The organism is Roseiarcus fermentans (genome assembly GCF_003315135.1).
GTDB lineage: Bacteria > Pseudomonadota > Alphaproteobacteria > Rhizobiales > Beijerinckiaceae > Roseiarcus > Roseiarcus fermentans.
The window spans coordinates 57,907-75,134 of record NZ_QNRK01000032.1 but is presented as its reverse complement, the minus strand read 5'-3'; the positions used below and the strand labels follow the sequence as shown (position 1 = coordinate 75,134).

Annotated in this window: 18 protein-coding genes; 7 read left to right on the top strand and 11 right to left on the bottom strand. The window is 69.3% G+C overall.

What is annotated here, in order from left to right; translation table 11 throughout:
• The first annotated feature begins 281 nt into the window (after nucleotides 1-281).
• Nucleotides 282-1,946, top strand: a complete 1,665-nt coding sequence (locus DFR50_RS23565) for a peptidoglycan L,D-endopeptidase MepK (protein WP_210209017.1) — start codon at nucleotides 282-284, stop codon at nucleotides 1,944-1,946.
• 74 nt (nucleotides 1,947-2,020) lie between these two features.
• Here DFR50_RS23565 and DFR50_RS23560 read toward each other — a convergent pair whose 3' ends face one another.
• From DFR50_RS23560 to DFR50_RS23550, 3 genes are all read right to left on the bottom strand, one after another.
• Nucleotides 2,021-2,446, bottom strand: a complete 426-nt coding sequence (locus tag DFR50_RS23560; RefSeq protein ID WP_113891711.1) for a DoxX family protein — start codon at nucleotides 2,444-2,446, stop codon at nucleotides 2,021-2,023.
• A gap of 65 nt (nucleotides 2,447-2,511) precedes the next feature.
• Nucleotides 2,512-3,114: an NAD(P)H:quinone oxidoreductase gene (gene wrbA / locus DFR50_RS23555; RefSeq protein ID WP_113891710.1), complete on the bottom strand. Its 603-nt coding sequence runs from the start codon at nucleotides 3,112-3,114 to the stop codon at nucleotides 2,512-2,514.
• Between the two features lie 120 nt (nucleotides 3,115-3,234).
• Complete coding sequence (locus tag DFR50_RS23550; protein ID WP_113891709.1) at nucleotides 3,235-3,846, bottom strand: malonic semialdehyde reductase; 612 nt, start codon at nucleotides 3,844-3,846, stop codon at nucleotides 3,235-3,237.
• A 98-nt stretch (nucleotides 3,847-3,944) separates the two neighbouring features.
• On the opposite strand from DFR50_RS23550, the gene DFR50_RS23545 reads away from it, so the two are divergent.
• A complete protein-coding gene (locus DFR50_RS23545) occupies nucleotides 3,945-4,877 on the top strand; it encodes a LysR family transcriptional regulator (RefSeq protein WP_113891708.1) in 933 nt (310 codons plus the stop codon).
• Nucleotides 4,878-4,917: 40 nt separating this feature from the next.
• Here DFR50_RS23545 and DFR50_RS31630 read toward each other — a convergent pair whose 3' ends face one another.
• Together DFR50_RS31630 and DFR50_RS23535 are read right to left on the bottom strand one after the other, a co-directional pair.
• Complete coding sequence (locus tag DFR50_RS31630; RefSeq protein ID WP_147262879.1) at nucleotides 4,918-5,340, bottom strand: hypothetical protein; 423 nt, start codon at nucleotides 5,338-5,340, stop codon at nucleotides 4,918-4,920.
• 1 nt (nucleotide 5,341) lies between these two features.
• On the bottom strand, nucleotides 5,342-5,584 hold the full coding sequence (locus DFR50_RS23535; RefSeq protein ID WP_113891706.1) for a hypothetical protein: 243 nt from the start codon (nucleotides 5,582-5,584) through the stop codon (nucleotides 5,342-5,344).
• A 384-nt stretch (nucleotides 5,585-5,968) separates the two neighbouring features.
• Between DFR50_RS23535 and DFR50_RS23530 the strand changes: the two genes are divergently transcribed.
• From DFR50_RS23530 to DFR50_RS23520, 3 genes are all read left to right on the top strand, one after another.
• A complete protein-coding gene (locus DFR50_RS23530; protein ID WP_113891705.1) occupies nucleotides 5,969-6,685 on the top strand; it encodes a PEP-CTERM sorting domain-containing protein in 717 nt (238 codons plus the stop codon).
• Nucleotides 6,686-6,821: 136 nt separating this feature from the next.
• On the top strand, nucleotides 6,822-7,439 hold the full coding sequence (locus DFR50_RS23525) for a PEP-CTERM sorting domain-containing protein (protein WP_170153361.1): 618 nt from the start codon (nucleotides 6,822-6,824) through the stop codon (nucleotides 7,437-7,439).
• Between the two features lie 185 nt (nucleotides 7,440-7,624).
• The gene (locus DFR50_RS23520; RefSeq protein ID WP_113891703.1) at nucleotides 7,625-8,383 is read left to right on the top strand and encodes a phosphodiester glycosidase family protein; all 759 of its coding nucleotides are present in this window, start codon (nucleotides 7,625-7,627) and stop codon (nucleotides 8,381-8,383) included.
• Between the two features lie 576 nt (nucleotides 8,384-8,959).
• Here DFR50_RS23520 and DFR50_RS23515 read toward each other — a convergent pair.
• Nucleotides 8,960-10,033 carry an AraC family transcriptional regulator gene (locus tag DFR50_RS23515; RefSeq protein WP_113891702.1) on the bottom strand — a complete coding sequence of 358 codons (1,074 nt, stop codon included), beginning with the start codon at nucleotides 10,031-10,033 and terminating at the stop codon, nucleotides 8,960-8,962.
• Nucleotides 10,034-10,224: 191 nt separating this feature from the next.
• Here DFR50_RS23515 and gltS point away from each other — a divergent pair, with 191 nt between their 5' ends.
• Entirely contained in the window at nucleotides 10,225-11,424 is a 1,200-nt protein-coding gene (gene gltS, locus DFR50_RS23510) for a sodium/glutamate symporter (RefSeq protein ID WP_113891701.1), read from the top strand.
• A gap of 255 nt (nucleotides 11,425-11,679) precedes the next feature.
• Entirely contained in the window at nucleotides 11,680-12,159 is a 480-nt protein-coding gene (locus DFR50_RS23505; RefSeq protein ID WP_147262878.1) for a hypothetical protein, read from the top strand.
• 279 nt (nucleotides 12,160-12,438) lie between these two features.
• Here DFR50_RS23505 and DFR50_RS23500 read toward each other — a convergent pair whose 3' ends face one another.
• The 5 genes from DFR50_RS23500 to DFR50_RS23475 form a co-directional block, all read right to left on the bottom strand.
• Nucleotides 12,439-12,657 (bottom strand): hypothetical protein, encoded by a 219-nt coding sequence (locus tag DFR50_RS23500; protein ID WP_113891699.1) that lies wholly within the window; start codon nucleotides 12,655-12,657, stop codon nucleotides 12,439-12,441.
• Between the two features lie 146 nt (nucleotides 12,658-12,803).
• Nucleotides 12,804-13,355: a GNAT family N-acetyltransferase gene (locus DFR50_RS23495; protein WP_281017190.1), complete on the bottom strand. Its 552-nt coding sequence runs from the start codon at nucleotides 13,353-13,355 to the stop codon at nucleotides 12,804-12,806.
• Nucleotides 13,352-14,614 carry a Glu/Leu/Phe/Val family dehydrogenase gene (locus tag DFR50_RS23490; RefSeq protein WP_113891698.1) on the bottom strand — a complete coding sequence of 421 codons (1,263 nt, stop codon included), beginning with the start codon at nucleotides 14,612-14,614 and terminating at the stop codon, nucleotides 13,352-13,354. Before DFR50_RS23490 ends, DFR50_RS23495 begins: the two co-directional genes overlap by 4 nt.
• Before the next feature lie 627 nt (nucleotides 14,615-15,241).
• Nucleotides 15,242-15,832 carry a Uma2 family endonuclease gene (locus tag DFR50_RS23480; RefSeq protein WP_113891696.1) on the bottom strand — a complete coding sequence of 197 codons (591 nt, stop codon included), beginning with the start codon at nucleotides 15,830-15,832 and terminating at the stop codon, nucleotides 15,242-15,244.
• 666 nt (nucleotides 15,833-16,498) lie between these two features.
• Nucleotides 16,499-17,056 (bottom strand): antibiotic biosynthesis monooxygenase, encoded by a 558-nt coding sequence (locus DFR50_RS23475; RefSeq protein WP_113891695.1) that lies wholly within the window; start codon nucleotides 17,054-17,056, stop codon nucleotides 16,499-16,501.
• Nucleotides 17,057-17,228: the final 172 nt, after the last annotated feature.

Sequence of the window (17,228 nt, the reverse complement as noted above, 5' to 3'; positions counted from 1 at the left end):
CGCGATGGGTCTATACGGCGATCCGATCAAATATGCCGACACCGTGACGCCGAGGTCACAGAGTCGGCGCAAGTCCGGCGGGCGCGAGGCAGACGCGCTCCGGACATCGAGGCGGCCGGCGGGGCGGGGTCCCCGACCGGAGGACGCGCGGACGAACGTGCGGGTCCGAGGTGACGACGGCGCCGGGACGGCGCGCCGCAAATCGGAAGGACGATCTGTTGGGGTGTACGACAATGAATAGGGGCCGGCGCCGAGGGGCATCCCTGGCGGCCCTCGCTCCGGTGATCGTGACGGCCTGGCTGGCGCCGAATTCGACCGAGTCGGCGGTCGCCAACGGCGACACCCGCACCGTCACCTTCTCCAACCAGCACACCAACGAGGAAGGCTCGTTCACCTATATGGTGAACGGCGTCTACGACCAGGGGACGCTCGACAAGCTCAACTGGTTCATGCGCGACTGGCGGCTCAACGAGCCGACCAAGATGGACCCGCATCTGTTCGACATCATCTGGGAAGTCTACCGCGAGTCGGGCTCGCGTCAGCCGATCAACGTCTTTTCCGCTTACCGCTCGCCCCAGACCAACGCGATGCTGCGGCGGCGGTCGCGCCAGGTGGCCGAGCATTCGCAGCACATGCAGGGCAAGGCGATCGACGCCCATTTCGAGGACGTCGGACCGGGGCGCATCCGCGACATCGCCATGCGGATGCAGGAAGGCGGCGTCGGCTTCTATCCGCAGGGCCTGACGTGGGTGCATATCGACAGCGGTTCGGTGCGCTACTGGCCGCGGATGAGTCGCGAGGCGCTGACGCGGCTGTTCCCTGACGGCAAGACGGTGTTCATCCCCTCCGACGGCCAGCCGATGCCGGGCTACGAACTCGCCAAGGCGGAAATCGAGCAGCGCGGCGGCGAGATCCAGACGGCGAGCGGCGGCGGATTCTTCGCCTGGCTCGCGGGCGTATTCGGCGGCGGCGCCGACGACGCCGAGGAGTCGGGCGGACAGGAGACGGCCATGGCTGTCGCCTCGAGTCGCGGCGGACGCGGCGGCGGCGCCCCCGGCCGGACCGCGCAGCCGGCGCCGGTCGAGATCGCCGAGGCCGGGCCGGCGGCGGTCGCCAAGGCCAAACGCGGCCTCCCCGCGGGCCCCGCCTACGCCGGCCCCGCGCCCGACGCGCCCGAGCCGCAGGCGCCCCCGGCGCCCGTCCCGCCGCCCCCCGCCCCGGCCGAAGTCGCATCGGCGCCCGAGCCTGCCGCCGTCGCGGCGCTGGAGCAGCCGCAGACCGAGAGCGACGCCGCGCCCGAGAAGCCGGTCAAGCTCAAGGGGCCGATCGCCGCGCTCTATCTCGCGCCGCTGCCGCCGCGCCGGCCGGCCAATCTCGAGTTGCAACTCGCCCTGCTCGCCGATGTCCCCCTGCCCCCGGTCAGGCCAGCCGAGCTTTCGGCGCCCGCGCCCGCGCCGGCTGCGTCCGCCCGCGCCGCGACGAGCCCGCTGCCGCCGGTCCGGCCCGCCCACCTCGCGCTGCTCGCGCCCGCCGCCGCGGCCCCGCCGCCGAACGTCGCGGCGTCCATCGGCGCGCCCGCCGCCCTGCCCCCGGTGGTCGCGGCCGCCAACACACCGCCCCCGGTCCGCGCCGACGACCCAGAGGGGCTGCCCAGCGTCATCACCCACGGGCTGACCCGTCCCCCGCCGCCGGTTGCGCTCGCGCTGGTGGAACTCGGGCCGAAACCGTCGCTGGCGGTCGACCGGACCGCGCTGCTCGAGCGCGCGGCCGAGCTCGCGGCCCCGCTGCCGCCGATGCCGATTCCCGACGCCGCGCCGGCCCCTGCGCCCCAGCCCGCGGCCCGGGCGGCGCCGACGGAAAAGAAGACCGGCTTCGTCGAGAAATTCGCGCGCCTGTTCGGCTTCGGCGCGGAGTCCGACCAAGGCCTGCGCGGATCGGAACAGTAGCGCGCGCAAACGACGAGCGGCGCGAGGTCTCCCTCGCGCCGCTGGCCGCTTCGAGTCGGAATGGCGCGGCCGCGTCAGCCGCGATCGAGCGACCAGGGCCCCGGCCCGGCCGCGGCGAGATAGAGAAACACGAAGCAGAACAGCACCGCCGGTTCCCCGTAATTGATCGCCGGGAAGACGCTCTGGGGAAAATGCGCCAGGAAATAGGCGACCGCCATGAAGCCCGAGAGCACGAAGGCGACGGGCCTCGTGAACAGGCCGAGCGTCACCAGCACGCCGCCGACGAGTTCCATCCCACCCGTGAAATAAAGCATCCCCGCCGGCATCTTGTCGATGAACGGCAGCCCGGCCGGAAAGCCGAGAAGCTTGCCCGTGCCATGCTCCAGGAACAGCAGCCCGGTCACGATGCGCAGGATCGAGTGCAGCGCCGGAGCCCACGAGCGCGGCAGAACGGCGATCCTCGCCGTCGGGTTCGGAGTGGGAAGCGTCGAGACGGACATGCGTGGCTCCTTTCGATTGAGCGGGCCGGAGCGGGACATCGCCCGCTCCGGCCGCTTGCGTTCGTTCAGCCCTTCAATTTGGCCGCGGTCTTCGCCACCAGTTCGCCCTGATGGCGAGCCCCGGCGAGGTCGATGTCGCTCGGCAGGCGCTGGCCCTGGCCGCCGGCGATCGTGGTCGCGCCGTAGGGCGCGCCGCCGGCGATCTCGTCCAGCGTCATCTGCCCCGCATGGCTGTAGGGAAGGCCGACGATCACCAGCCCGAAATGCAGGAGGTTGGTGAGGATCGAGAACAGCGTCGTCTCGTTGCCGCCGTGCTGGCTGGCGCTCGAGGTGAAGGCGGCGCCGACCTTGCCGTGCAGCGCGCCGGTCGCCCACAGGCCGCCGGCCTGCTCGAAGAAGCTGGCCATTGCCGAAGGCATGCGGCCGAAGCGCGTCGGCGCGCCGACGATGATCGCGTCGTAATTGGCGAGGTCCTCGACCTTGGCGACCGGCGCGGCCTGATCGAGCTTGAAATGCGCGCCCTTGGCGATTTCCTCGGGGACGGTCTCGGGGACGCGCTTGATGTCGACAGTCGCGCCCGCGGCCCGGGCGCCTTCGGCCTCGGCGTTGGCCATGGCTTCGACGTGGCCGTAGGAGGAGTAATAAAGAACGAGCACCTTGGCTGACATACATTGGTCTCCGGTTTAGGCGGTAGGCGACGTATTGCTGTCGTACAAGCGATTTACGACAAGAAGCAAGAAATAAGAGTCGAGACCTCGACGACCCGACAGACTACTGCCGACCGCCTCTCACAGAATTTTCGCCATGTCGGCGAAAGCGAGGCGCGGATTGCGGGGGAAAAGCTTCGAGTCGTCGCCGTAGCCGATGTTGATCAGCAGATTGGACTTGACCTTGCCGTCCGGAAAGAACTCCGCGTCGACCTTCGCGGTGTCGAAGCCTGCCATCGGGCCGGCGTCGAGGCCGAGCGCCCTGAGCGCGAGAATGAGGTAGCCGACCTGCAGCGTTCCGCTCTGGAAGGCGGTGCGCTCGGCGAACGCGCTGTTTCCGGCGAACCAGGCGCGCGCATCGGTCTGCGGAAACAGTCTCGGCAGATGCTCGTAGAACTCGAGGTCGTAAGCGGCGATGGCGACGACGGGCGCGGCCATGGTCTTGGCGACGTTGCCGGGCGAGAGCGCCGGCCGCAGCCGCTCCTTGGCTTCCGGCGAGCGCAGGAAGAGGACGCGCAACGGCTGCGCGTTGGCCGCCGTCGGCCCGACCTTGGCGAGATCGAGCGCCTCGACGAGCAACGCGTCCGGCACCGGCCGGCCGACGAAGGCGTTGTGGGTGCGCGCTTCGGTAAAGAGCTTCGCCAGCGCCGCCGCCCCGAGCCCGGCGCCCCGCTCGTTCGTGTGTTCGGTCATGATGAGTCTCCTTGCGCCGCAACATGGGCGCGGAATCCCATCAGGGCAACGCAGCAAAATATGATGCATTCCATCGCTAAGTTTGATAGCAGTCCGGAATGATCGACGCCCTGACCCTGGACCAGATGCGAATCTTCGTCGCCGCGGTCGATCAGGGCAGTTTTTCCGCCGCCGCCCGCAAGCTCGGGCGGGTGCAGTCGGCGGTCAGCCAGTCGATCGCCGCGCTCGAAGCCAATCTCGGCCTGGCGCTGTTCGACCGCTCGGCGAAGACGCCGCGGCTGACGAGGGCGGGCGAGGCCCTGATCAAGGACGCCCGCCGCGTCCTGCAGCGGGCGGACGAACTGAAGGCGCGCGCGGCGAGCATCGCCTCCGACGTCGAGCCGGAGCTCTCCTTCGCCGTCGACCCGATCTTCCCGCACGGGCCCCTGATCGCGAGCCTGACGGCGCTGAGCGCGGCGTTTCCGAAGCTGCCGGTCACGATCTTCACCGAGAACCTGGGCGGTTCGGAGCAGCGGCTGCGCGACGGCGTGGCCCAATTCGCCATCGCGCCGATGCCGCTCGACAGTCCGCGCGACCTCGCGGCCGACTTCCTGAGCGCTTTCGACGTGGCGCCGGTGGTCAGCGCCGAGCATCCGCTGGCGCGCGAGCCGAGCCCAGTTTCACGGGCGACGCTCGAGCCCTACGTGCAGCTCGTCCTGACCGACCGGACGCCGCTCACCCAGAACTTCAGCGGCGGCATCGTCGGCCACCACATCTGGCGGTTCGCGGATCTGTCGACGCGGCTCGAATTCCTGCTCGCCGGCTTCGGCTGGTGCAACATGCCGCTGCACCTCGTGCGCGAGCACATCGCCGCCGGACGACTGAAGACGCTCGAACTCGCCGAGCGCGACCCGTTCCAGTTCCGCGTGCACGTGATGCGCATGCGCGGAACCGAGATCGGCCGCGCCGGGCGGTGGCTGATCGACGACCTGCGCCGCCTGATCGCCGCCTGTCCCGAGGCCTACCGGGCGGAGCCGCAGCCGCCGTCCTGAGCCGCGCGACGGCTCGAACATGAACCCTTTCACAGCCCCGTCAGCCGGAATGGCCAGCGGCGACCATGGGCGCATCGCCGGCGAGTCCGGCAACCGACGCCATGAGCATGACACCGCCGGGTCGACTCGGCGGCCGTCTCGTCTTGCCGAAGGCTATTTCGGCCGCTCGACTTTCCGGTTGCTCAAGGCGACAATCGCAACGCTCGGCGCCACGATGATCCAAAGCCAAAGCAGCGCTTCCCTGGTCTTCCCTTCTCTGTGCGGCGCCGTTCTCCCTTCCTCGAACGCATCGATCAAATAACAGAGGTTTGACGAAATGGCGCCGGTCCGGGCCGAGGGCGTTCGCCCGGCGGCTGGTCGAGCCCGCGGCGCGCGCCGGTTTCGTGACGATCAACAGGCGGCCGGAGATCGAGACCTCCGCCGCCGGCTTCCTGTCTTTCCCGGTTACAGCCAGACCCGTCATATCAGTTGTCGATGCACCCGCGATTGCATTCGCTGGTGTCGCGGGTGAGGCCGTCCCAGTCGTCGTCGCGGCGGGGCGCCGGGGCGAGCCGGGACGGCGACAGCGCCTCCGCGGAGGCGGGAATCGCGTGGCGATGCGCATAGCCCGCCGGACGATGCGTTTCCTCGCTCGCGGCGGGGGAAGCGGCCAAGGCCGCGGCGGAGGCGATCACGAACGAAGAAACGATGAGAGCTGACCACGTCATCTCATTTCCTCCTTGGCCGGAATGAACCGCGGCGTCGACTTCGCCGGCCGCGTTCCGTCAGCGTAAGTGAGCATGGATTCGCCAGATCCGCCGTGAGCTTCGTCACACAACGGTCATGCATCCGTCACGGGGGGGGGGGACGCCGTCGGCCGATCTCGCGCCAAGACCCGCCGGCCCGAGGCGACTCCGCAGGGCTTTGCCGGCGGGATTGGCTTCCCGAAAGGAAGTACTCCTTTCGCGCGGCAATTCTATGTTGACTGCAGTAAACCGGGTCCTGTACAACCCAAGTTGACGCTGCTGCCCGAATTACACAACCTCGGTTGCCGCAACGCCAGGCGTTCACGGGCCGCAAGGGCGTTCGCAACTCAGTCTGAGGATTCCTCCATGCGTCTAGGACATGTGTCGGCGGCCGCGACGGCGGCTGCGATGATCGCGCTCGTCTCGCAGGCCCACGCGGGCGCCAATCTGGTGGTCAACGGCGACTTCTCGGCCGGCGCCGCCGGCTTCACGAGCGACTACATCTACGTGGGGCAGCCGGCGAGCCCCTGGACGGCCCCGGGCGTCCCCCCCGACGTCACCATCAACAACCCGTTCACCTACGGCGTCGGCGCGAACGCCAGTCTCTTTTCCAGCCTCTGGGCCGACATTCCCGCGCCGCACGGGTCGGGCAATTACATGATCGTCAACGGCGCCGCGAAGCGGCCGACCTCGATGACCTCCTACACCGTCTGGGAGCAGACCGTGACGCTCGCGCCCGGCATGAATTACGATTTTTCCGCCGAAGTCGCGAGCCTCTCCCCCGGCAATCCGGCGTCGCTGCACGTCTACGCCAACGGTATCCAGATCGGCGCCGCGACCACCGGGGCCGTCGGCGATTGGCATGCGCTCGACGCGACCATCACGGTGGGCTCGCCGTCGAACGTCATCCTGAGCGTCCAGGACAGCGCCGTGTCGGCCAAGGGCAACGATTTCGGCCTCGCCGACATCGCGCTCAGCGCCGCGATTCCCGAGCCGTCGACCTGGGGAATGCTGGGCCTCGGCATCGCCGCGCTCGCCTTCGCCGGCCGCAGTTCGCGCCGCTCGACGATCTCGATCGTGTAGGCGGGCGAGGCTCGCCATGACAAGGCCGGCCCGTTCCGCCGGGCCGGCGGCAGGACCATGGCGACCGGGAATGGCTGCGACGCCGGCGGCTTTCGAGGCGTCGGCATTTCCCAATGGTCATCCTTGACTGACGCACGTGCAGGTCAATTACACGAGCAGTGACGCTTGTCCGGGCGTCGGGCGCGACCGTATCGGGCGCCGAAAAGCATTCGGCTCGGAGCAGACAATGAATAAATTTATCAAGATCTTAGGAGTGACGACGCTGGCGGTTGCGATGGTCGCCGGATCTCACGCTCACGCGATGATCGACTTTTCTTTTGTCGCTGCGCCGGGAAGCAGCCTGACGTCCGAAAACTGGCAATCGGACAGAACGGTTTCCGTGGCCTCCAATTTCACGATGATCGCCATCCAGCCAGGCAATCCCAATCAATACAACGCCAGTGTCGTGCAGCAGGTCACCGACCCCTGGGCATACGGTCCGTGGGAGCTCGAGAGTTACTTCGGCGGCCTGCAGGACCTGCATTTCGTCACCAACGCGGGCGGCGCGTCGACCGACCTGTTCAGCGTCAGCGCCGGCCGGGCCACCTTCAACGACGGAACTTACGCGGCGGTTCAGACGTATACAGGCGAGACCTTCGGGACGCTGACAATCGCCGCGCCCGAACCGTCCACCTGGGGGATGCTGGGCCTCGGCGTCGCCACGCTCGCCTTCGCCCGCCGTCGCTCGCGCCGCCCGGCGATCTCGATCGTGTGAAGCCGGCGGGCCCGGCGTGGGACGGCCCCCAGCGCAGGGCGGCCGCCCTCGTCTTCGACCTCCTCCCGGCCGCGCCGCCCGCCATGGCGCGACGAAGCGGAGACGTTTATGGTCGCGGCGCGCGCCGTGAGTCGACGCGCCGCGGCGACCGACGCCGGCGAGGATCCCTGATTTCGGAGAGCGCGATGCGGCGCAGCGGTATCGCCGCCTGGCTTGTCCTGGTCGGACTGGCCGCCCCCTTCCCGGCGACTGCGGCCTGCGCGCCGAGAGCGTTCGACGGCGCGTCCTTCACCGTCTGCGCCTTCGATCCGCGCCGCGACGACATCCGTCTGTTCTGGAAGGGCGGCGACGACAGGCCGTTCGGGTCGCTCGGCGCGCTCGCCGACGCCCTGCAAAAGCGCGGCGAACGCCTCGTCTTCGCGATGAACGCCGGCATGTTCCGGGAAGACCAGTCGCCGGTCGGGCTCTATATCGAGAACGGGCGGCGGCTGCGCGGCGTCGACACGCGCGACGGCGGGGCCTCCAATTTCCGGATGAAGCCGAACGGGGTGTTCTGGATCGGCGACGGCGTCGCCGGCGTCGCCGAAACCGGCCGCTATCTCGCCGACCGGCCGCCGGCGCGCTACGCCACCCAGTCGGGCCCGATGCTGGTGATCGATGGACGCATCCACCCGAAAATTCGCCCCGACGGCACCTCGGCGAAGATCCGCAACGGCGTCGGCGTCGACGACCACGGCCAGGTGACATTCGCCATCGCCGACGCGCCGGTGACCTTCGACGTCTTCGCCCGCCTGTTCCGCGACGGGCTCGGCGCCCGCGACGCGCTGTTCCTCGACGGCTCGCTGTCGTCGCTCTACGCGCCCGAGCTCAGGCGCGACGACGAATTGCTGCCGATCGGCCCGATCGTCGGCGTGGTGAGCCGGCCGGCGGTCGGCAGCAATTGATCCGGTGATGGTTCGCGCCGGGGCGTTTGCCAGACAGTGAGGCCGGCGGGTCCTTCACCGGGCGCCAGTTTGCTCTCGACGATGGGATGTCCATCCTGACGCAATGCCTCGCGCGTCGCCAACGCACGCAAAAAAAGAGAGCTGCCGACCCGTTCGCCGCAGCCCGAAAATCCGAATTTTCTTGATATCTGCAGTTCTGCAGCCTGGTTACACTAGAGTCGAGTATCGGCGCCGCATATGTGACATATCGCCACATCGTATACCGCAATGGACAGGGTCATCGATTTGACATCCTTGTTCGTGAGGATCGTCGCGCGCCGAGCTTCGACGTTCAGACCCGTCCTCGTCCTCCGCATTCACCGGCGCAACGGCCACGATGCGCTGAAAAGAACTCGGCGTCGGCCCAGGACGATCTGTTCGCCAAGGACAACTCTGGCTGTGGCGGGACTCATCCCTGTATCTTCCTGCCGGTTTGCTGCGCGGGCTCGTCGCCGAATGGCCACGGTTGATCATGGGCGTCCTGCCGGACTCGTTTGACGAACGCGCTCGACCTGGCCCGGCGTCGGGCGAGCGGCGTCATGTCCGTCCCCGTTCGCCCGCCTCGACGATCCCGCGCGCGAGACCCGGATTGTCGCGCACGACGCTCGGGGCGTGGCCGGTCCAGCGCCGGAACGCGCGGCTGAACGCCGCGATGTCGTGGTAGCCCAGCGCCGAGGCGATCTGGTCGAGGCTGCGCTCGCCGAAGCTGCCGTCGCTCAGGTACTGGAGCGCGAGTTCGGTGCGCAGGCCCTCGAGCACGCGGGAGTAGCTGGTTCCCTCCTGCTCGAGCCGCCGGGAGAGCGTTCGCGCCGTCATGCCGAGCGCGCCGGCGACGCTTTCGACTTTCGCCTCGCCGGCCGGAAGCAAGCGGCGAAGCGCAGCCCCGACCGCCCTCCGCACGGTCGGCCGCGACGGCGCGGACCACGCGGCGGCGTCCTCGGCGATGCCGCTCAGGACCTGCAACAGACGGGGATCGGCGGCGATCAGCGACAGATCCAGCGCGCTGCGGGCAAGGACGATGCGGTCCGAGCCGGCGTCGAAATCCGCCGGACAGCCGAAATACTGTTCAACGGCGTCGATCGATTCGAGGCGGGGGTGCGCGAAGGTCACGCGCGTCGGGTTGACGGGCCCGGCGGCGATCGAACGGCACACGCGCACCGCCATCGCCAGATGATATTCGACGGTGTGCTTCAGGCGGGCGCGCGGCGCGCCGAGGAAGCGAAAATCGACGATCGCGCCGCCGCCCGCAGAGGCCGTCACGTCGGCTTCGACGCCGCTGTTGGCCGCCGGGAGAAATCGCTCGAACAGGCTCAGCGCGTCCCGAAGCGTCGGCGCCGCCCGGACCAGGAAATAGAGCAGCCCGAGGTCGCGGGGATCGACGGCCTCGGCGAGCCGGAGACCGAAGATCGGGTCCCCGGCCGCGTCGGCTGCGAGTTCGGCCAGCATGGATTCGGCGCCGGGAAGCGCGTCGGCGCTGGCCCTGGCCGGATCGACGCCGGTGAGGCCGGCCCGCTCGACGAGCGGCGCCGGGTCGATGGCGCGCCCCCGCAACGCCGCGATCACGCCGCTGACCAGGACTCCGGTCGTGATCGGCGGCCCGCCTCTTCGCATCCTGCACTCGTGAACATGTGACAGCACCGTTGATAGCCCAATGTGTGCGCCAATTCACTCCCTCGATTGTCGGACAATCCCCGTGTTGCGGCCGTTTTGCCGGGGCGGCGCGCGCGGACGGCTTGCAGGCCTGGGCGAAACTTGGTCTTGTCCTTGCCTGGCGAGACCGCGCCTCGACGCCCGGAGCCTCCATGACGACCCTCGAAACGCCAGCGCTCGAAACCTTCACGCTCGCGATCGTCGTGTTCTTTGTCGGCGTCGGGCTCAACCGGCTGATCACGCCGCTCGGCCGCTGGAACATTCCGGAGGCGGTGACCGGCGGACTGGTCGCCTCGCTCGCGACCCTCGTCGCCCACGACGCGCTCGGCTTGCGAATCGTCTTCGACCTCGACGCCCGCGACACGCTGCTGCTGTTCTTCTTCACCGGGATCGGGCTCAACGCCCGCTTCGACGACCTCGTGGCCGGCGGCCGACCGCTCGTGACCCTGCTCGGGCTGACGCTCGCCTTTCTGATCATCCAGAACCTGATCGCGGCGGGCGGCGCGGCGGCCCTCGGCCTGCCGCACGGCGTGGCGGCGCTGATCGGCTCGGCCGCCCTGATCGGCGGCCACGGCACGACCATCGCCTGGGCGCCGATGATCGAGCAGCGCTTCGGCCTGCAGCACGCCATGGAGATCGGGGTCGCCTCGGCGACCCTGGGCCTCGTCGCCGCGAGCCTCGTCGGCGGCCCGGTGGCCAAATTCCTGATCGCGCGGCACGGCCTCGCCGGCCCGCGTAACGCAGCGCCGGTGCTCGGCCTGAGCGACGACGAGGCGCCCCGCGACGACATCGACCATGTCGCGCTGATGCGGACGCTGCTCGTGCTCAGCGTCGCGATCCTGATCGGCCTCGCCCTGCAGCAGGGGCTGCTCGACCTCGGCCTCAAGCTGCCGCCGTTCGTCTGCTGCCTCTTGACGGCGATCGTGCTGACCAACTTCGTTCCGCGTCTCGGCGCCTCCCTGCCCTGGCCGGCGCGCAGCCGCTCGCTCGCGCTCGTGTCCGATTTCTCGCTCAACGTCTTTCTCGCCATGTCGCTGATGAGCATGCAGCTCTGGTCGGTGGCGGAACTCGGGCCGACGCTGATCGTGGTGCTGGCGCTTCAGACGCTGGCGTCCGTGCTGTTCGCAGCCTTCGCCGTGTTCCCGGCGATGGGCCGCAACTACGACGCCGCGGTGCTGACCGCGGGGTTCGTCGGCGTGACCCTCGGCGCCACCCCGACCGCGATCGCCAACATGACCTCGGTCACCAAGGCGCATGGGCAGGCGCCGATGGCCTTCATCATCTTGCCGCTCGTCTCGGCCTTCTTCATCGACCTCGCCAACGCGGCGGCGATCGGCTTTCTGGTGCGGTAGGAGGCGGCCCGCGCCTGGATCGACCCGGCCACGAGGCCGCTCCAGCAGCGCCGCGTCAAGACCGACGCAAAGCAACGGCGGGCTATCGACGCCATAGCGGCCCGGGAACGGAAGATTACGTTCCCGTCGCGAGCGATCGCGGTCAGATGAATGACCTTAGGTAAACCAGGATCTCCGCCGATTGTTCTTGACATCGCTGATGGCTTCCGCATATTGACATTGTAACACTGTTGCAACTTGTCATGGGGGCAAAACATGAGAATGCAACTCTTAGCCGCCGGCTGCCTGGCGGCTGCCCTGACGGCTTCCGCGCCGGCCGGCGCGACGCTTTTGGATTGGAGCTATGCCGGCGCGTCGTATTCCGGGTCGGGCACGCTGACCGCCGACTCCTCCGGCGACGTCACCGCCATCACAGGGACGTTCAACGGCGCAATCGTCACCGGCCTGGGTTCCTGGGGGCAACCGAGCAATACGATCTCCTATCCGAACCAGCCCTATCTGGACGGCAATGGACTCTCCTTCGACACGAACGACGGAAACGCCTGGAACATCTACAACTTCCTGCCTTCTTACTATACCGCCTCGCCGTACAGCGGGCCGTCCGACTACTTCGGCAGCTTCACCCTTGCGGCGCCCGCCCCGGAGCTCTCGACCTGGGCGATGTTGGGTCTCGGCTTCGCCGGTCTCGCTTTCGCCGGTCATCGCAGCCGCCGTTCGGCGACCCAGACCGCCTAAGACGATTTGCGGGTTAAACCAAACTTGCCGGGAAGGACGGCGAAACGCCCGCCCTTTCCGAACATCCGCCCGCGCAGGCGCAGCAACGCGCGTGCGCGGGTGGGAGAAGGTCGGGAGATGCTTCGCCCGCGAATGGCGGTCCCGTCCGTTCCGCTCCACGAAGCCGCTCGTCTCGGCCTTCTTCATCGACCTCGCCAACGCGGCGGCGATCGGGCTTCTGGCGCGGTCGCGCCTTTCCGGGGCGATTCGTCGAACGCGCCGGCCGCGCTCACGAAACGATCAGGAGATCCGCGCCGACAGCCACCGCCTGAGCGCGACGAGCGACCAGATCGCCTCGACCAGGCCGAAGGGCCACGCGCCCTGCAAGAACCCATAGGCCGAGCCCAACGCGCACGATAAGGCGAACAGCAGGACGAACCAGTGGCTGCGGGCTTCGAGCGCGTAGGTGACGAGCATGGCGGAAACCGCGAAGAGGCCGAACAGCGTCAACGCATCCATCGCGAAACTCTCTCATGGGTCCGCCGAGCCGGCGCGTCGCCGACAGCGCGGGCGGGCGAAGCGAAAGACACGCGGCGGCGCCTCGACGGCGGTCGTGGCGTATCCCGCAACAGCGGCGGCGACGCGGTCGCGGGACGGCGACGCGGTCAGAGGTCGGGATTCGAGGCGTCGCCCGGCCCCAGCCGACGTTGCAGAATCGGCGTGTCGATCCAGCGGCCGAACTTGAACCCGACCGCTCTCAACACGCCGACAGGCTCGAACCCGAACCGCCGGTGCAGTCCGATCGAGCCCGCGTTGGCGCTGTCGCCGACGATGGCGACCATCTGCCGCCACGGCCCGCGCTCGCAACGGGCGACCAGTTCCCCGAGCATGGCGGCGCCGACCCCGCGGCGGGCGAGGCCGTCGGCGACGTAGACCGAATCCTCGATCGCGAACCGATAGGCCGGGCGCACGTGGTAAGGGGCGGCGTAAGCGAAGCCGAGCGTTTCGCCGTTCTGTTCGGCGACGAGATACGGCAAGCCGCAATCGACCGACTTTCGCCGTCTCGCGATCATCTCGTCGAGCGTCGGCGGCGTTTCCTCGAACGTGGCGAGCGCGCCGAGAACGTAGTGCGCATAGATGCGCTGCACCGACGGCATGTCGTCGCCATGTGCGTCGCGCACGACCAGGTCGAGCCGCGAAACGTCTGCGTCGGTCACGGAAACAGCCCCCGCGCCTGTTTCGCCTTCATCACCCGCTCGACCCCGATCGCCTGGGCCGCCGTGCGGTTCGACACGCCGTCGCGTTTGGCGCGCGCCACGACCGTCGCCCAGCTGCGGTCGAGCGCCCGCTCGAGGCGGTCCATCACCTCGTCGCGCGACCAGAAATACTGCTGCAAGTCCTGCACCCACTCGAAATAGCTGACGATGACGCCGCCGGCGTTGCACAGGATGTCCGGGATGACGAAGATCCCGTCGTTGCGCTCGGCGAGAATCTTGTCGGCCTCGGGAGTGGTCGGGCCGTTGGCGCCTTCGGCGATGATCCGGCAGCGGAGAACGCGGGCGAGGTCGGCGTCGATCACCCGCTCGACCGCGCACGGCGCGAGCACGTCGCACGGCTGCTCCATCACCGCGCGCGGGTCGATCGCCGCCTCCGTCGACCAGCCGGCGAGCGCGCCGGTCCGCTGGGCGTGGCTGACGAGCTCGCGCGCGTCGAGGCCCTTCGGGTCGTAGTAGGCGGCGGTGTGGTCGCACACGCCGACGATCTTGACTCCGCGCGCGGCGAGGCCGAGCGCCGCGTGCGCGCCAACGTTGCCGAAGCCCTGCACGATCGCGGTCGCGCCGACCGGATCGATCTCCAGCGCCTCCATGGCGCGGAAGGCGAGGAAGGCGACGCCGTGGCCGGTCGCCTCGCGCCGCCCGAGCGTGCCGCCGGTGTCGACCGGCTTGCCGGTGACGATCTCCGGCACGGTCACCCCCTGGTACATGGAATAGGTGTCCATGAACCACGCCATCACCTGCTCGTTGGTGCCCATGTCTGGCGCCATGACATCGACGCGCGGGCCGACGAACGGGATCATCTCCTGCATGTAGCGGCGCGACAGCCCCTCCAGCTCGCGCATCGACAGCGTGTGCGGATCGACCGTCACCCCGCCCTTGGCGCCGCCGTAGGGCAGATCGGCGAGCGCGCATTTCCAGCTCATCCAGATCGCGAGCGCCGCGATCTCGCCGATGTCGACGTTGGGAGCGAAGCGTGTCCCGCCCTTGGCCGGCCCGAGGGTCAGGTGATGCTGGACCCGGTAGCCGGGGAACACCCGGGTCCGTCCGTCGTCCATGTGGATCGGGCAGGAGACGACGATGGCGCGCTTGGGAAGCAGGAGCCGGTCGCGCTCGGCCTCGGGGATCGCGAGGTGGTCGGCGATCAGGTGGAACTGTTCCCGCGCCATGTCGAACACGGGGCCGGCATAGAGGTGGAGCATGGGGGTGGTTGTCCTCCGGGGAGCGTCGGCGCCAGACCTTCTACCACGCTCAATGGACGAAGAAGAACGCCGTCATCGCGAGCGAAGCGCTGCGATCCAGAGGCCACCTGGCTGCTGTTGCGGCTCGTGGATCGTCCCGTCGTGCCTCGGGCTTCGTTGCAAGCAGAAGTCGGAGCAATCCTTGCAAAACGGACGCAAACGGCGTCGTGGATCGCTTCGTCCTTCCGGGCTCTTCGACCCGGGGGTTGCGCCTCGCAATGACGGGGTCGGGAGTTACCAATGGTCCGCGAATGGCTCGGAACATCAAGGCCCTGAGGCGATTTTTTGGTCGCACAGTAACTCCCAACCCCGTCATTGCGAGGAGCAAAGCGACGAAGCAATCCATGCGGCCGCTTGCTTCCTGCGGAAGAAATTGCTCGCAAGGAAGGACGGCGGGACGACCAGAGGGCGCGACAGCGGCCCAGCGGCCCTGGATCGCTTCGCTTCGCTCGCGATGACGGCGCTATTCGCTGCCGGCTTGGGAGTTACGTTGCACAGCGAGCACACGATGTTTAAGCTTCCGCAGGCCAAAACCTTTGCGCCGAGCCAGACGATGCAAGACCGTGACGATGTCGTGGTCGCCTGAGGTCAGCCGCCCTCCGGCGCCGGCCCCTCCTCCTGGTCCGCCTCGAACACGAGACCTTCGTACAACTCGGCGAGCGGCAGCGAGACTCCGATCTCGGGAAGGGTGAGGACGGACTCCTCGGCGATGATCTCGAGCGTCCACGTCTCGCCCGAGCGGACGTGGACAGTGGCGCCGACGCGATCCTGTTCGAGCATGACGTAGCGCTGCACCGAGGGCATGGCCTGGTATTCGCGGGCCTTGACGATGCGGTCGCTCGCCGCCGTGCTCGGGCTCAGAACCTCGAAGATGACCACGGGATCGGCGACCATCCTGCTCGCGTTGTCGCCGCCCGTGCAAGTGACGAAGCCGTCCGGATAGCGGATGTGATCGTCGGCGGTCCTGATCTTGAGGTCGCTGCCGAAGTATTGGCACGGCTGGCCGCGAAGGCGGGCGGTCAGGGCGAATGCGAGATTGCGCTGAATGGCCGCGTGGGCGCGGGTTCCGCCGGTCATGGCGACGGGGCCGACGCCGTCGAATTCGTGGCGCAGCTCCTGCCGCTCCTCCCAGGCGAGGAATTCGGCGAACGTCATGGGCTTTCGAAGGGCGAGGGTCATCGAAGCGCATCCTTATCACGATCCGCGGTCGGGAGCGACACATCAGCCGCCCTCTGCCCTCCCGGCAATCCCGTTCCGCCGGCCGGGCGCCCGGCCGCGGGCGCTCCCGCGCCGCCGGCCTCGACGACCCCTGTGGAGAAGTCGCCCGGAACGCCGCCCCGAACGCCGCCGCCGCTCGGCAAACCGCTGCCGGCGCCGGTTGGCGTTCCACCGGCCGGGAAACCGCCCGCTGGAGCGCCAGCGGCGCCGACGACGGCCAAGCCGCCGCTCGTTCCCCGGGGCCCGGCCCAGACCATCGCGCCGAACCCGGCGCCCGTCGTTCATGCGCCGCCCGCCCCAGCGGCGCCCGTCGCTCACGCGGCCCCGCCGCCTGCGCCGCCACCCGTCGTTCACGCCGCCCCGCCCTCTCCGCCGGCGCCCGTCGTCCACGCGGCCCCGCCTCCTGCGGCGCCCGTCGTTCCCGCGCCGCCGGCAGGCGCCGCACACGGACCTCCCTGCGGCCCGCCCGGTCAGCCCTGCCCGAGATAAGCGTACGGGCGCGGCTGGCGGCGCGTTGGCCGTAACCCCGCCCGCGCAAGGGAGAGGGGCGCGAGGGGATAGCGCTGCGCGCGATCCCGGGCCGCGCCCCGGGCCGAAGGCGACATGGCGAAGCCGGCGACCGGCGATCTAGGGTTTCCGGGTCAGCCACGGCCTCAGCCAGCGGGCGAGGCGCGGCATCACCCCGTAGCTCATGGCGAAGGTGATCAGGCCGGTGAGCAGCGCCGTGCGCAGCAAGAACGGCAGGAAGCCGAGCAGCGGCGCGACGAACCAGAGAACGAGGCTCGCGGTCGGGAAGATGCCGAGCCAGGTCGCCAGCGTCATCCGCCAGCGCGGCGGGTTGACGCTCGCCGGCACGACCTCGGGCGAGAACCACGCCTCGAGCCCGGTGATGACGCGGTAGTCCGGCTCGCCCTCGGCGACCGTCGCGAGCCGGCCGAGCCATGCGGCGTGGGCGTCCGACGCGTCCCAGCGCTCAAGATCGGCCTCGGTCGCGAATTTCGTCACCACCTGATAGGCGCCGGCCTCGGTCGCGGGCGGGATGACGTCGGCGCTGACGAAGCCGGGAAACGCCTTCATGTCGGCGAACATGCCGCGCAGCAGCGCTTCGTAGGCGGGGGCGCAAAGGGCGAGCGCCCGGCGGGCGGCGACACGGACGACGGGCGGCGGCGTGACGGCGGCGATCATGCTGTGCGCTAGCCCGCCGCGAACCCCCGGTCCAGACGGCGCGCTGTCGCATGCGGGCTTTTCGGCCGCCGCGGCGGGCGGCGCCCGTGACAGCGCCGCGAGGCCCGCGGCCCGGCCGCGGGCGGACGAGCCGCTCGGAACGCCGGCGGCGCGATCGAGGGCCGAGCGCGAG

Excerpts from the sequence above, each read along its gene's own strand:
- DFR50_RS23560 (WP_113891711.1), bottom strand. The coding sequence starts at position 2,446 with ATGTCCGTCTCGACGCTTCCCACTCCGAACCCGACGGCGAGGATCGCC.
- wrbA (WP_113891710.1), bottom strand. The coding sequence starts at position 3,114 with ATGTCAGCCAAGGTGCTCGTTCTTTATTACTCCTCCTACGGCCACGTC.
- DFR50_RS23550 (WP_113891709.1), bottom strand. The coding sequence starts at position 3,846 with ATGACCGAACACACGAACGAGCGGGGCGCCGGGCTCGGGGCGGCGGCG.
- DFR50_RS23545 (WP_113891708.1), top strand. The coding sequence starts at position 3,945 with ATGATCGACGCCCTGACCCTGGACCAGATGCGAATCTTCGTCGCCGCG.
- DFR50_RS31630 (WP_147262879.1), bottom strand. The coding sequence starts at position 5,340 with ATGACGGGTCTGGCTGTAACCGGGAAAGACAGGAAGCCGGCGGCGGAG.
- DFR50_RS23535 (WP_113891706.1), bottom strand. The coding sequence starts at position 5,584 with ATGACGTGGTCAGCTCTCATCGTTTCTTCGTTCGTGATCGCCTCCGCC.
- DFR50_RS23530 (WP_113891705.1), top strand. The coding sequence starts at position 5,969 with ATGCGTCTAGGACATGTGTCGGCGGCCGCGACGGCGGCTGCGATGATC.
- DFR50_RS23520 (WP_113891703.1), top strand. The coding sequence starts at position 7,625 with ATGCGGCGCAGCGGTATCGCCGCCTGGCTTGTCCTGGTCGGACTGGCC.
- DFR50_RS23515 (WP_113891702.1), bottom strand. The coding sequence starts at position 10,033 with ATGCGAAGAGGCGGGCCGCCGATCACGACCGGAGTCCTGGTCAGCGGC.
- gltS (WP_113891701.1), top strand. The coding sequence starts at position 10,225 with ATGACGACCCTCGAAACGCCAGCGCTCGAAACCTTCACGCTCGCGATC.
- DFR50_RS23505 (WP_147262878.1), top strand. The coding sequence starts at position 11,680 with ATGAGAATGCAACTCTTAGCCGCCGGCTGCCTGGCGGCTGCCCTGACG.
- DFR50_RS23500 (WP_113891699.1), bottom strand. The coding sequence starts at position 12,657 with ATGGATGCGTTGACGCTGTTCGGCCTCTTCGCGGTTTCCGCCATGCTC.
- DFR50_RS23490 (WP_113891698.1), bottom strand. The coding sequence starts at position 14,614 with ATGCTCCACCTCTATGCCGGCCCCGTGTTCGACATGGCGCGGGAACAG.
- DFR50_RS23480 (WP_113891696.1), bottom strand. The coding sequence starts at position 15,832 with ATGACCCTCGCCCTTCGAAAGCCCATGACGTTCGCCGAATTCCTCGCC.
- DFR50_RS23475 (WP_113891695.1), bottom strand. The coding sequence starts at position 17,056 with ATGATCGCCGCCGTCACGCCGCCGCCCGTCGTCCGTGTCGCCGCCCGC.